14 protein-coding genes are annotated in these 12218 nt (G+C 74.0%); 7 read left to right on the plus strand and 7 right to left on the minus strand.

The window, feature by feature from the left end; translation table 11 throughout:
- The first annotated feature begins 91 nt into the window (after window positions 1-91).
- From nth to A6V29_RS18730, 5 genes are read left to right on the plus strand one after another with little or no spacing between them, the layout of a single operon-like run.
- Window positions 92-892 (plus strand): endonuclease III, encoded by an 801-nt coding sequence (gene nth / locus A6V29_RS18710; RefSeq protein ID WP_249933340.1) that lies wholly within the window; start codon window positions 92-94, stop codon window positions 890-892.
- Window positions 892-1449, plus strand: coding sequence for a TlpA family protein disulfide reductase (locus tag A6V29_RS18715; protein WP_137161714.1), 558 nt, complete (start codon window positions 892-894; stop codon window positions 1447-1449). The genes nth and A6V29_RS18715 overlap by 1 nt, the downstream gene beginning before the upstream one ends.
- Window positions 1446-2216, plus strand: a complete 771-nt coding sequence (locus A6V29_RS18720; protein ID WP_249933341.1) for an NUDIX hydrolase — start codon at window positions 1446-1448, stop codon at window positions 2214-2216. The genes A6V29_RS18715 and A6V29_RS18720 overlap by 4 nt, the downstream gene beginning before the upstream one ends.
- Window positions 2213-2659, plus strand: a complete 447-nt coding sequence (locus tag A6V29_RS18725) for a cupredoxin domain-containing protein (protein ID WP_249933342.1) — start codon at window positions 2213-2215, stop codon at window positions 2657-2659. Before A6V29_RS18720 ends, A6V29_RS18725 begins: the two co-directional genes overlap by 4 nt.
- Window positions 2660-2661: 2 nt before the next feature.
- Window positions 2662-3843, plus strand: a complete 1182-nt coding sequence (locus tag A6V29_RS18730) for a MarP family serine protease (protein ID WP_137161715.1) — start codon at window positions 2662-2664, stop codon at window positions 3841-3843.
- A 13-nt stretch (window positions 3844-3856) separates the two neighbouring features.
- Here the strand turns inward: A6V29_RS18730 and A6V29_RS18735 are convergent, their stop codons facing one another.
- From A6V29_RS18735 to acs, 3 genes are all read right to left on the minus strand, one after another.
- Window positions 3857-4783, minus strand: coding sequence for an alpha/beta fold hydrolase (locus A6V29_RS18735; RefSeq protein WP_137161716.1), 927 nt, complete (start codon window positions 4781-4783; stop codon window positions 3857-3859).
- A 7-nt stretch (window positions 4784-4790) separates the two neighbouring features.
- Window positions 4791-5300 (minus strand): phage holin family protein, encoded by a 510-nt coding sequence (locus A6V29_RS18740; RefSeq protein ID WP_137161717.1) that lies wholly within the window; start codon window positions 5298-5300, stop codon window positions 4791-4793.
- A 148-nt stretch (window positions 5301-5448) separates the two neighbouring features.
- Complete coding sequence (acs, locus tag A6V29_RS18745; protein WP_137161718.1) at window positions 5449-7407, minus strand: acetate--CoA ligase; 1959 nt, start codon at window positions 7405-7407, stop codon at window positions 5449-5451.
- Between the two features lie 143 nt (window positions 7408-7550).
- Between acs and A6V29_RS18750 the strand changes: the two genes are divergently transcribed.
- Window positions 7551-8255 (plus strand): (2Fe-2S)-binding protein, encoded by a 705-nt coding sequence (locus tag A6V29_RS18750; RefSeq protein WP_137161719.1) that lies wholly within the window; start codon window positions 7551-7553, stop codon window positions 8253-8255.
- A gap of 20 nt (window positions 8256-8275) precedes the next feature.
- Here the strand turns inward: A6V29_RS18750 and A6V29_RS18755 are convergent, their stop codons facing one another.
- The 4 genes from A6V29_RS18755 to A6V29_RS18770 are packed head-to-tail and all read right to left on the minus strand — an operon-like array spanning window position 8276 to window position 11460.
- The gene (locus tag A6V29_RS18755; RefSeq protein WP_137161720.1) at window positions 8276-9439 is read right to left on the minus strand and encodes an acyl-CoA dehydrogenase family protein; all 1164 of its coding nucleotides are present in this window, start codon (window positions 9437-9439) and stop codon (window positions 8276-8278) included.
- Between the two features lie 25 nt (window positions 9440-9464).
- Complete coding sequence (locus A6V29_RS18760; RefSeq protein WP_137161721.1) at window positions 9465-9797, minus strand: DUF202 domain-containing protein; 333 nt, start codon at window positions 9795-9797, stop codon at window positions 9465-9467.
- Complete coding sequence (locus tag A6V29_RS18765; protein ID WP_137161722.1) at window positions 9797-10159, minus strand: YidH family protein; 363 nt, start codon at window positions 10157-10159, stop codon at window positions 9797-9799. The genes A6V29_RS18760 and A6V29_RS18765 overlap by 1 nt, the downstream gene beginning before the upstream one ends.
- Complete coding sequence (locus A6V29_RS18770; RefSeq protein WP_137161723.1) at window positions 10159-11460, minus strand: alkyl sulfatase dimerization domain-containing protein; 1302 nt, start codon at window positions 11458-11460, stop codon at window positions 10159-10161. Before A6V29_RS18770 ends, A6V29_RS18765 begins: the two co-directional genes overlap by 1 nt.
- Window positions 11461-11535: 75 nt before the next feature.
- On the opposite strand from A6V29_RS18770, the gene A6V29_RS18775 reads away from it, so the two are divergent.
- The coding region (locus tag A6V29_RS18775; protein ID WP_212719614.1) for an RsbRD N-terminal domain-containing protein at window positions 11536-12218 on the plus strand (683 nt) is incomplete at its 3' end.

The raw sequence follows: 12218 nt of genomic DNA on the forward strand, positions 1-12218 counted from the left end.
CTGGGCCTGCTCGTACGTCTCGGACCGCCGTGTCCGCCGTCGATGGTCCCACGAACGGGCACTGTCAGCAGGGCCGCCTACGCTCGACAGCGTGTCAGCCCCTGCCCCGACGCCGGACTACGCCATCCCGGCGCCTCCCCGCCGGCCCACGGTGGCGGCCCGCACGGGGGCGTCGCCCTACGATCCCGCCGAGACGCCGCTGGCCCGCACCCGGCGTGCCCGCCGGATGGCTCGCGAGCTGGCGCTCATCCACCCCGACGCGCACTGCGAGCTCGACTTCACCAACGCCTTCGAGCTGCTGGTGGCCACCGTGCTCTCCGCCCAGACCACCGACAAGATGGTCAACAAGGTCACGCCGACGCTGTTCGCCCGCTACCCCGACGCGGTCGCCCTCGCCGGGGCCGAGCGCGAGGAGCTGGAGACGATCCTCAAGCCGACGGGGTTCTTCCGCGCCAAGGCGAACTCGGTGCTGGGCCTGTCGCAGGCGCTGGTCGAGCGGTTCGACGGCGAGGTGCCCGGCCGCATGGCCGATCTGGTGACGCTCCCGGGAGTCGGGCGCAAGACGGCGAACGTCGTCCTCGGCAACGCGTTCGGCGTCCCGGGGCTGACCGTCGACACGCACTTCGGCCGGCTGGTGCGGCGCTTCGGCTGGACCGAGGAGGAGGACCCGGTCAAGGTCGAGGCCGAGATCGCGGAGCTGATCCCCAAGAAGGAGTGGACCGACTTCTCCCACCGCGTGATCTTCCACGGCCGCCGCGTCTGCCACGCGAAGAAGGCGGCCTGCGGAGGCTGCGGCCTGGCGAAGTGGTGCCCCTCGTTCGGCATCGGCCCGGTCGACCCGGAGGAGGCCATGAAGCTCGTGAAGACCCCGGCCGCCTCGGACACCGAGTGATGCGCGCAGCGTGGGCCGCGGCGGCCGTCGCCGCCCTGTTCCTGACCGGCTGCACCGCCGACGAGCCCGAGCCGGCGCCCGCCGAGCGGAGCGCGCTGAGCGCCTGCCCGGACCAGCCGGAGCAGCTGTCGAGCGGCACCGAGCTGATGCCGGCCGTCGCGCTCGACTGCCCGGGCGGTGGGGAGCTCGACCTCGGTCGCGCGCCGGGAGTGCCGACCGTGGTCAACCTGTGGGCGAGCTGGTGCGTCCCGTGCCGCGAGGAGCTGCCGGTCCTGCAGGAGTTCGCCGAGCAGGCCGGCGACGGCGTCCGCGTCATCGGGGTGATCAGCAAGGACGGGCAGTCGCAGGCGGAGTCCTTCGCCGTGGAGTCCGGTGCCGCGTTCCCGCACGCCTTCGACCCGCAGGGCGAGCTGATGACCGAACTCGGGCTCAACGCCCTCCCCTTCACCTACTTCGTGGACGCCGACGGCGGGCTGCGGCACGTGCAGACCAGGCCGGTCACCTCCGTGGCCCAGCTGAACGACCTGGTCGCCGAGCACCTCGGGGTGCAGGTGTGAGCGCACCGCTGCGCCCGCCCGGCACGGACGGGCTGCCCGACTACCTGGTCCGCCTCCTCGACGGGGCGCACGACCTCCCGCTGGCCCGCCGGATGCCCCGGCCGGCGGCCAGCGCCCGCAAGTCGGCGGTGCTCATCCTCTTCGGCGAGGGGCCGGTGGGGCCCGACCTCGTCTTCATCGAGAAGTCCGCGCACCTGCGCACCCACGCGGGCCAGCCGGCCTTCCCCGGCGGCGGCGTCGAGCACGGCGACGACTTCCCGATCGGCACCGCGCTGCGCGAGGCGCAGGAGGAGGCCGGGATCGACCCCGAGGGCGTCCGGGTGCTCGCGACCCTGCAGGAGCTGTACCTGCCGCCGTCGGACCGGCTCGTCGTGCCCGTCGTCGGCTGGTGGGACGACCCGCGCGAGGTCACCGTCGGCGATCCGCACGAGGTCGCCCGGGTGGCGCGGGTGCCGCTCGACGACCTGGTGGACCCGGCCAACCGCTACCGGCTGCGGCACCCGTCGGGCTACATCGGGCCGGCGTTCGGCGTCGCCGACATGGAGATCTGGGGGTTCACCGCGGGGCTGGTCGACGCGATCCTGGACGCCGCCGGGCTGGCGCGCCCGTGGAACACCCGCGACGTGCGGTCGATGGGCGCGCCCCGGCTGAGCCCGTACACGCTGCCCGGCTCCGGCGACGACGACCCGGCCGGTGACGCCGCCGCGCCGACCGTCGCCGATCCCGCGCCGGACGGTCCGCCGACGCGTACGGTTCCGCCCCGATGATGGCGCTGAGGAAGATGGCGGTCGTGGCTGCCGCCGGTGTGCTGCTCGTCGGCTGCGGCGGGAACGGCAACGGTGGCGGGAACGGTGGGGACGCCGCCCCCGTGCCCGAGGGCATCGGGGAGGTGACGGTGGCGGCCGACGGCGTCCAGGAGGTCACCGTCCAGACCCAGGACGACTACGAGTTCACCCCCGACCGCTTCACGGTGGCACCGGGGACGGTGCGGCTCACCGTGCGGAACGTGGCCACCCACATGACGCACAACCTCGAGTTCGACGAGGGGGAGGGCCCCGAGGCCATCGACGCCGGCGTCGACTTCCTCGGCCCGGGCCAGGAGAAGACCATCGAGTTCGAGGTGTCGGTGCCGGGGGAGCACCCCTTCACCTGCACGTTCCACACCGCGCAGGGCCAGTTCGGCACGATGATCGTCCGCCAGGACGGCTGATCGTGTCCTTCGTCGACGTCGTCCTCATCGTGCTGGCGTTGACGTTCGCCCTGTCGGGCTTCCGGCAGGGCCTGCTCGTCTCGGCGACCTCGATCGCCGGCTTCCTCGCCGGTGCCGTGGTGGGAGCGCAGCTGTCCGGCCCGGTGGCCGACAGCATCGACGGCTCGAGCGTCACCCGGGTGTTCGTCGCGCTCGTCGTCGTCCTCGCCGGGGCGCTGCTGGGACAGATCCTGGCCGGCGCGATCGGGCGGGCCGTGCGCCGCCAGGTGACGTGGGAACCGGCGAAGATGCTCGACTCGGTCGCCGGCGCGGTCGTCTCCGCCGTCGCCGTGCTGCTGGTGGCCTGGATGGTGGCCTCGCCGCTGGCCACCTCCCCGTTCCCCGAGGTGGCCGGCCAGGTGCGTCAGTCGGCCCTGGTCCAGGCCGTCGACAGCGCGGTGCCCAGCAGCGTGCGATCGGTCTACGACAGCCTCCGCGAGGCCATCGACCGGCGCGGCCTGCCCGACGTCCTCGACCCGCTCACCCCCACGCGGGTGCGCGAGGTGCCCCCGCCCGACCCCGCTCTCGCCGGCAGCGAGGTGGTCGCGAGGGTGCAGGGATCGGTCGTGAAGATCCGGGGCGTCGCGCCGTCGTGCTCGCGGCAGATCGACGGCTCCGGGTTCGTGTACGCGACCGAGCGGGTGATGACCAACGCCCACGTGCTCGCCGGGGTCACCGAGCCGACGGTGCAGGCCGAGGGCGAGGAGTACGACGCGCGGACGGTCTTCGTCGACGAGGCGCTCGACGTCGCCGTCCTCGCGGTGCCGGGGCTGCCCCAGGCGACGTTGTCCTTCACCGACGGCGTCGCCGAGGCCGGCGACGACGCGATCATCATGGGCTACCCCGGGGGCGGAGACCTGTACGTCGGGGCGGCCCGCGTCCGCGACCGCGGTGAGATCAGCGGCCCCGACTTCCGCAACTCGAGCACCGTCGTCCGCGACGTCTACGCGCTGTACGGCACCGTGCGGGCCGGCAACTCCGGCGGACCGCTGTTCGCCCCCGACGGCACCGTCCTCGGCGTCGTCTTCGCCTCGGCGATCGACGACCCGAACACCGGGTACGCGCTCACCGGCCCGCAGGTCGCCGAGGCCGCGGGCATCGGCGCGAACGCCGTAGCAGCAGTGGCCACCGGCCCCTGCGAGTAGAAGGACCCCCTCGCTACGCCGCCCACCCGGCGATGGCGCGGGTGACCTCGTCGGGGGCTTCCTCGGGGAGGAAGTGGCCGAGGCCGGGGAGTTCCCGCCACTCGTAGGCGCCGGCCACGTACCTGCCCGAGCCGCGGGCGGTGTCCGGCAGCACGCACGGGTCGGCCCCGCCGTGCAACTGCAGCGTCGGCGCGGTGATCGGCGCCGCCATCCGGCGGGCGTACCGCAGCCCGTCCGGCCGCAGCTGCGAGCGGCCCGCCCAGCGGTGGTACTCCATCGCCGAGTAGGCGGCCTGCGGGATGCGGGCCGCGGAGCGGTAGCGCTCGACAGCCTCCGCGAAGTCGGCGCTCCGGGCCCACTCCGGCCCGGCCCAGCGGTGCATGAGGTCGGCGACCGGGTCGTCGTCGGCTCGGGTGAGCCGCTTCTCCGGCAGCCGCGGCACCTGGAACCCCAGGGCGTAGCGCGAGGCGCGGCGCTGCCGCGGATCGGTCATCGCGGCCCGCAGCCGGCGCGGGTGCGCCATCGACAGGACGACGAGCCGGCGCACCGTGCGTGGGTGCAGCGCGGCCATGGTCCAGCCGAGCAGCCCGCCCCAGTCGTGCCCGACGACGACGGCGTCCTCCTCGCCCAGCGCCCGCACCAGCGCCGCGGCGTCGGCGGACAGCGTCGGCAGGTCGTAGCCCCGCGGCGGCTTGTCGCTGGCCCCGTAGCCGCGCAGGTCGACGGCGACGGCCCGGAATCCGGCGTCGGCCAGCCCGATGAGCTGGGCGCGCCAGGTCCACCAGAACTGGGGGAAGCCGTGCAGCAGCAGCACGAGCGGCCCGTCGCCGGCCTCGGCGACGTGCAGGCTGATGCCGTTGGCCGAGATGTCGCGGTGGGTCCAGGGGCCGGGGAGCAGGACGCTGGTCGCGTCCGGCTGCCCGGCCGGCGGGACTGTCACGCGGTCCTCAGAGCTTGTACGACTCGCTGCCCCGCAGGGCGACCTTGCCGTTGCTCACCTCGGGCACGGCGCGGTGGCGCTGCCCCGGGGCCTCGCGGTGCAGCACGTCGGGCAGGTCCTGCAGGGTCTCGAGGGTCCGCTCGGGCTTCTCGACCTTCTTGAGCATCCGCCGGCCGATCATCGCCGCGACGCCCGCCACCAGGAAGAGGAAGAGGGTCACGATGCCGAAGGCGGCCCAACGCCACAGCCAGATGTCGAGGATCTCGGCCACGGTGATGAACAGGTAGATCGCGGCGAAGGCGACGAGGACGCCGGCCGCGGCGAACAGCCCGACGCTGATCCCGGCCCTCTTCGCCGACCCGCTGATCTCGGTCTTGGCCAGCTCGACCTCGGCGCGGATCAGGGTCGAGACGTCGGCCATCGCGCTCTGCACGAGCGTGCCGACCGACGGCTCCTCGGTCCCCGCCGGGCGGGCGGCCGACGACGCGCCGGATGCGTGGGAGACGCTGTGCGCCACGGTGGCTCCTTCTTCGACGGACGTGCTGGTCACCGAAGATCGTGCCGCACCCCGCCCGAGCGCGCGCCCCCGCGTCCTCCGACCGAGGCAGGTCCGCGCCCCGGTGGTGGGGCCAGAAGCATGCTTGTGGCCCCACCACCGGGCGGGGTCAGTCCTCGGAGGGGGCGGCGGGCAGCTTCTCCTTGATCATGTTCATCACCGAGGAGTCGGTCAGGGTCGTCACGTCGCCGAGCTCGCGGTTCTCGGCGATGTCGCGCAGCAGCCGGCGCATGATCTTGCCCGAGCGGGTCTTCGGCAGCTCCTGCACGACCATGATCTGGCGCGGCTTCGCGATCGGGCCGATGTCCTTCGCGACGTGCGTCTTCAGCGTCTGCACCAGCTCGTCGCCGGAATCCTCCGCGGTGCCGCGCAGGATCACGAACGCGACGATGCCCTGCCCGGTGGTCGGGTCGCTGGCGCCGACCACCGCGGCCTCGGCGACGGTCGGGTGCCCGACCAGCGAGGACTCCACCTCCGTGGTGGAGATGCGGTGCCCGGAGACGTTCATGACGTCGTCCACCCGGCCGAGCAGCCAGATGTTGCCGTCGGCGTCCTTCTTCGCGCCGTCGCCGGCGAAGTAGTAGCCCTGCTCGGCGAACCGCGACCAGTAGGTGTCGACGTACCTGTCGTCGTCGCCCCAGATGGTGCGCAGCATCGACGGCCAGGGCTCGGTGAGCACGAGCAGCCCGGTCGAGTCGTCGGCGAGCTCGTTGCCCTCGTCGTCGACGACCTTGGCCGAGATCCCTGGGAAGGGGGCCTGCGCGGAGCCCGGCACCAGCGAGGTGACGCCGGGCAGCGGGTTGATCATGTGGCCGCCGGTCTCGGTCTGCCACCAGGTGTCGACGACGGGGCAGCGGCCGCCGCCGATGTTGCGGTGGTACCAGAGCCACGCCTCGGGGTTGATCGGCTCACCGACCGAGCCGAGGACGCGCAGCGTGGAGAGGTCGAAGCCGGCCGGCACCTCCTCGCCCCACTTCATGAAGGTCCGGATGACGGTGGGCGCGGTGTAGAGGATCGTGACGCCGTACTTCTGCACGATCTCCCACCAGCGGCCCCGGTGCGGCGTCTCCGGCGTCCCCTCGTACATCACCGACGTCGCCCGGTTGGAGAGCGGGCCGTAGACGATGTAGCTGTGGCCGGTGACCCAGCCGACGTCGGCCGCCGTCCAGAAGACGTCGGTGTCGGGCTTGAGGTCGAAGCTCGCCCAGTGGGTGTAGCTGACCTGGGTCAGGTAGCCACCCGAGGTGTGCAGGATGCCCTTCGGCTTCGCCGTCGTCCCCGACGTGTACATGATGTACAGCGGGTGCTCGGCGTCGAAGAACTCGCAGGTGTGCTCGGTGGACTGCCGCCCGACGACGTCGTCCCACCACAGGTCGCGGCCCTCGGTCCAGTCCACGTCCTCGCCGGTCCGCTTGACGACGACGACGTTGCGGACGCCGGGGGAGCGGCCCACGGCGTCGTCGACGGCGGGCTTGAGCGCGCTCGGCGCCCCCCGCCGGTAGCCGCCGTCGGCGGTGATGACGAGGACGGCGCCGGAGTCGTCGAGCCGGCTGGCCAGCGCGTCGGCGGAGAAGCCGCCGAACACGACCATGTGGACGGCGCCGATGCGGGCGCAGGCCAGCATCGCGATGATCGTCTCCGGGATCATCGGCATGTAGATCGCGACCCTGTCGCCGGCGTTCACGCCCAGCTCGGTGAGCGCGTTGGCGGCCTTGCTCACCTCGTCCTTGAGCTGGCTGTAGGTGATCGCCCGGGTGTCGCCGGGCTCGCCCTCCCAGTGGTAGGCGACCTGCTCGCCGTGGCCGGCCTCGACGTGCCGGTCCACGCAGTTGTAGGCGACGTTGAGCTTCCCGCCGACGAACCACTTCGCGAAGGGCGGGTTGCTCCAGTCGAGCACCTCGTCCCAGGGCTGCGCCCAGTCCAGGCGCTCGGCGGCCTTCGCCCAGAACGCGAGCCGGTCGCGCGAGGCCTCCTCGTAGACCTCGGGCCCGACGTTGGCCTGCGCGGCGAGCGCCTCCGGCGGGGCGAAGGTCTGACCCTCGGCCGGTGACTGGACCGTGTCGCTCATGCGCTACCTCCGGTGTCCGGCGCCGCTCGGGAGCCTGGCGACGCGACGTGGCTCGGGTCACACGGTATGGGGTCGGGGGTTTCCTCGTCTGCCCCGGGGCGACGGGCGGGCGGTTCCGTGCGATGGCCGGTCAGACTGGCGGGATGAGCAGCGCCCAGGCCGCCGTGGCCGCCCGGATCCCCGGCGCCGCGGCTCTCGGCCTGCTGCTCCCGACCGGGGCGGCGGTCGTGCCCGCGACGGCGCTGGCCGATCCCGGCTGGACGGCGCAGGTCCTGGACGCCCGCACCCCACGGCATCGGCCAGTCGACCGCCGGGTGGTCGCCACCGTCTGGTGGTACTCGGCGTCGTCGGTGCTGGTGACCCCGCCGCTGGCCGGGCTGGTCACCGGCATCCCGCTGTCGGCCCGGCTCGCCGACCTCACCGTGGCGCTGCTCCCCGGGTACGCGCCGATGGCGGCGGTGGCCCGCGGGTCCGGCTCGCCGGAGCTCGCCGCGGACCTGCGGACCTCGCTGGCAGCGGTGATCGCCGTCGTCTCCGAGGCCGGCGGGGTGCGCGAGCGCCCGTTGTGGGCGTTGGCGGCCGACTCCGTGGCCAACCAGTTGCTCGCGCTGGGCCGGGCGACCGGGGACGTGGCCGCCGCGACGGCGTGCGCCCGGCCGCTGGCCGAGGCGGTCGGCGCCCCGCTGCCGCTGCCGCGGTACGAGGACGTCGGCGGCGCCCGGTTCACCCGCCGGGCGTCGTGCTGCCTGCTCTACCGGCTGCCCGGGGGAGCGCTGTGCACGTCCTGCCCCCGCCGCCCCCCGGAGGAGCGCCGGGAACTCCTCGAGCAGCTCGCCCGCCGCTGGTGACCGCCGGCCGGACGGTTGGGTCAGGAGGAGTGCCGGATGTCCTCGAACGGGACGTCGCGGTCGACCTCGGGCTCCTTCGGCAGGCCGAGCAGCCGCTCGCCGATGATGTTCCGCTGGATCTCGTCGGTGCCCCCGCCGATCGAGGTGAAGTAGGCGTTCATCGAGGCGAAGTTCGCCTCGTCGCCGTCCGGGTGGTCGGGCCCCTCCAGCAGCGCCTCGGCTCCGACGATCGCCGACTGCACCCGGCCGGTCTCGTGCACGATGCGCGACATCGCCAGCTTGCCCAGCGACGCCAGCGGTGAGGAGCTGCCCTGCTCGAGCTGGGCCTGTGCGCGCTGGTTGGTCCAGCGGTTGACCGCGCGCAGGGCGTGCACCCGGGCCAGGTCCCGGCGGATCAGCGGGTCGCCGGTCCGGCCGTGCCGCCGGACGAGGTCGGCCAGGTCGACCGGCCCACGACCGTTCGCGCGGGTGCTCGCCCCGAGGTTGGTCTCGCCGAGCGCGACCCGCTCGTAGGCCAGCGCCGTCACCAGGACCCGCCAGCCCTGCCCTGGCTCGCCGAGCATGTTCGCCTGCGGCACCCGGGCATCGGTGAGGAACACCTCGTTGAAGTGCGCCTCGCCGGTGATCTGCCGCAGCGGGCGGACCTGGACGCCGGGCTGGTCCATCGGCAGGAAGAAGAAGCTGAGCCCGCGGTGCTTGGGCACCGTCGGGTCGGTGCGGGCCAGCAGCATCCCGAAGTCGGCGCCCGCGGCGTTCGACGTCCACACCTTCTGCCCGTTCACGACGTACTCGTCGCCGTCGAGGACGGCGCTGGTGCGCACGCCGGCCAGATCGGAGCCGGCGCCGGGCTCGCTGTAGAGCAGGCACATGCGCAGCCGGCTCTCCAGCAGCTGGCGCAGCAGCCGCTCGCGCAGCTCGTCGGTGCCGTAGGTGAGCAGGGTGTTCGCCCAGAGGTTGGTCCGGTCCTGCCCGCTGCCCGGGGCGCCGACCCGCGCGAACTCGGCCTCGACGATGCGCGCCTGCTCTTCGGTCAGCTCCGCGCCGAACGCGTCGCGGGGCCAGCGGGGGACGGCGTACCCGGCGTCCACCACCATGGCCAGCCACTCGGTGGGGTCGATCGCGCGGTCCCGATGGGCGGCCAGCCAGGTGCGGACCTCGCCGCGCAGCTCCTCGTCGCTGCTCACGGGGCTGAACGTAGCGAGCGGCGGGTCACCGTGGCAGGACGACGGTGAACAGCGCCATCACGCCGGCCAGGAACATCAGCGCCGACATGACGGGGAAGAGCCGGGCGTCCGGCAGGACGTCGTTGCGCCGCAGCCGCGCGTCCGCGGCACGTGAGCGCCGGGACGCCAGGACGCCGATCACCGCCACGAGCGCGGTGGTGACGGCGGCGAGCGTCCCGGCCAGCACCGGTGAGCGGTCCAGCAGCAGCCGGCCGATGAGCAGCGAGGCGCCGTACCCCGAGATCACGGTGCGGCGCCAGGCCAGCGTCGTGCGCTCGAGCTGGAGCCCGGGGTCCCACGGGCCGGGGCTGCGCGTCATCAGAGGAGGAACAGGATCAGGAGTCCCGCGCTGACGATCGCGATGCCGAGCGCCAGGACCGCCCCCATCCCCAGCCCCGGCAACGGCTCACCGCGGCGCATCGCCCGCTCGTTGGTCATCCAGCGGAAGAAGGCACTGCCGCTGGCCAGCATGCCCAGCACGACGAGCGCGGCGGCCAGCGGCCGGAAGCCGTCGGCGTTCCCCGACTCGACCGACTCGGCGAGGACGTCGATCGCCACGCCGCCCACCACGAGGGCCAGCGAGGTCCGGAGCCAGGCCAGGAAGGTCCGCTCGTTGGCGAAGGTGAACCGCGGGTCCGGTTCCTCGCCCTCCCGGTAGAGGGCGGCGGGCCAGCGCCGCACTACTCGGGCTTCGGCGCGAGCAGCCGCGACGACGGCCCGGCCTGCGGTCCCGACCCTCCGGTGCGCTTGCGCGACTCGGCGGCCGCCCAGGTGAAGATGCCGCGCGCCATCAGGGAGTCCTCGACCTTCGCCCGCGCCTCGAAGACGTCGGCCCGGGCGGCGTGCGCGGTCGCGTCGTCCTCGTCGGCCTGGACGGCGAGCTCGGCGAAGTGCCCGGCCAGGCGCAGCTCACCGGCGTCGGCGTAGCGGCGGGCGACGTCGGCCAGCGCGGCCGCGCCGCCGGCGAGCTCGGCCACCGCGGCGGCGAGCTGCCGGTCGGGGGCGGGCTTCAGGTGCGCCGGGTTGCCGTCGTACCAGCCGGCGTACCGGCGCCAGAGGTTGCGGACGATGAACTCCGGCTCGTCGTAGCGGGCCCGCAGGTACGGCCGGTCGGCCAGGTGCGCCGGTGGCGTGACCTCGTGGACGAGCTCGTCCAGCCGGGCGCCGGCGTTCATGCCCGCCAGGGTCTGCTCGACCAGGCTCTCCAGCCACTCCGCCGTCTCGGTGAGCGCCTGCTTGATCCGGTCGGCGCCGAAGATGGGCGCCCCGTGCGAGGGCAGCATGATCTCGGCGTCCAGGGCCGCCATCCGCCGCATCGCGATCGCCCACTCGCGGGGGTAGCGCTGCACCTTCTGCGGGTTGCCGCAGTTCGGCGTCACCCAGATGAACATGTCGCCGGGGCACAGGATGCGCTGCTCCGGCAGCCAGGCCACCGTGGCGTCGTCGGTCTCGCCCTGGACGTGGAAGAGCTCCATGGTGAGCCCGCCGCGGGTGACGGTCATCCCGTCCCGGTAGGTGACGTCGGGACGGCGGTACTCGGTCGGCCAGGTCATGCCGGGCGCCTGGAACTGCCGCTGGTTGATCACTGCGTTGTAGCCGTTGGTGAGGATGTAGCGGTCGAACCTGTCGCCGATCAGCTCCTGGGCGATGACGGTGGGACGCGGGGAGTCCTCGGCGTCGAAGGGGCCGACGCCGAACACGTGGTCGATGTGCCCGTGGGAGAAGACCACCGTGCTCACCGGGTCCGGGCTCCAGGCGCGGACCGCCTCGTGCAGGGCCTGCGCCCCGAGCGGGTTGCCGCTGTCGAAGAGGACCAGCTCACCGCCGGCGCGGAACGTCACGACGTTGCCGAAGCCGGCGTGGAAGCCGACGCCGTCGGTCACGTCGAGCACGCCGGTGCCGCTCGATCCGCTCTGGGCGATGTTGTCGTCGGCGGCTCCGCGCCAGACGTCGTCGGCGTAGTCGATCAGCGAGCGCGTCATGCCGACCACCGTGGCGGTTCGGGGGGCGGCGGGCAACCGGCTGGGCGACCAGTGAGGCACGGCTACGGTTGTGAGATGTCACAAGCGCGGGACGAGCAGGCCGCCGCGCTCGCGGCACGACTCGTCCCGGAGGTGCCCCGGCTCGCCCGCCGCGTCGTCGAGCGGATCGCCGCGGAGGTGCCGGGCTTCGGGCTGCTGCCGCGCGAGGTGCAGGACGTCGAGGTCGCGGCCACCGCCCGCTCGGCGATCCGCGCCTTCCTCCGGCACGCGCAGGGCCTGCCGGTCGACGGCGGGGGGCTCTCCCGGCAGCGGGCCGTGCAGCGCGCCGAGGAGGGCGTGCCGCTGGCGGCGCTGGTGCACACCTACCACGTGGGTGCCGAGGTGGTCGTGGAAGCGCTGGCCGACGCCGCGGGCCCGGGGGAGGAGGCGGCCGTGCTCCGGCTGACCCGCGAGCAGCTGCGGGCGGTGAGCCGGGCCGTCGCCCAGGTGACCGAGGCATACCAGGCGGGCGCCGCGGACCAGCACGCCGCGCTCCGCGAGCTCACCTGGGCGCTGGTCCGCGGGGAGGGGCCGGACGACGTCGCCGCCCGGTACGGGCTGCCGCTGGAGAGCGGCTACCTGGTGCTGCGGGTGCGCGCCGCGGCGGGCTCCGACGCCCGCGGGCCGTGCGGTGGGTGCTGGCCCAGGCGGCCGCCCGCGCCGGCAGCCGGGCGCTCAGCCTGCGCGACGAGGTCGGCGGCTTCGTCCTGCTGCCCGCC

The organism is Blastococcus sp. CCUG 61487, from assembly GCF_005222955.1.
In the GTDB taxonomy this organism is placed as follows: Bacteria; Actinomycetota; Actinomycetes; order Mycobacteriales; family Geodermatophilaceae; genus Blastococcus.

What these genes read in the sequence shown, in the direction of transcription:
- A6V29_RS18725 (WP_249933342.1), top strand. Translation starts at nt 2,213, where the DNA reads ATGATGGCGCTGAGGAAGATGGCGGTCGTGGCTGCCGCCGGTGTGCTG.
- A6V29_RS18770 (WP_137161723.1), bottom strand. Translation starts at nt 11,460, where the DNA reads ATGACGCGCTCGCTGATCGACTACGCCGACGACGTCTGGCGCGGAGCC.
- A6V29_RS18715 (WP_137161714.1), top strand. Translation starts at nt 892, where the DNA reads ATGCGCGCAGCGTGGGCCGCGGCGGCCGTCGCCGCCCTGTTCCTGACC.
- A6V29_RS18760 (WP_137161721.1), bottom strand. Translation starts at nt 9,797, where the DNA reads ATGACGCGCAGCCCCGGCCCGTGGGACCCCGGGCTCCAGCTCGAGCGC.
- A6V29_RS18750 (WP_137161719.1), top strand. Translation starts at nt 7,551, where the DNA reads ATGAGCAGCGCCCAGGCCGCCGTGGCCGCCCGGATCCCCGGCGCCGCG.
- acs (WP_137161718.1), bottom strand. Translation starts at nt 7,407, where the DNA reads ATGAGCGACACGGTCCAGTCACCGGCCGAGGGTCAGACCTTCGCCCCG.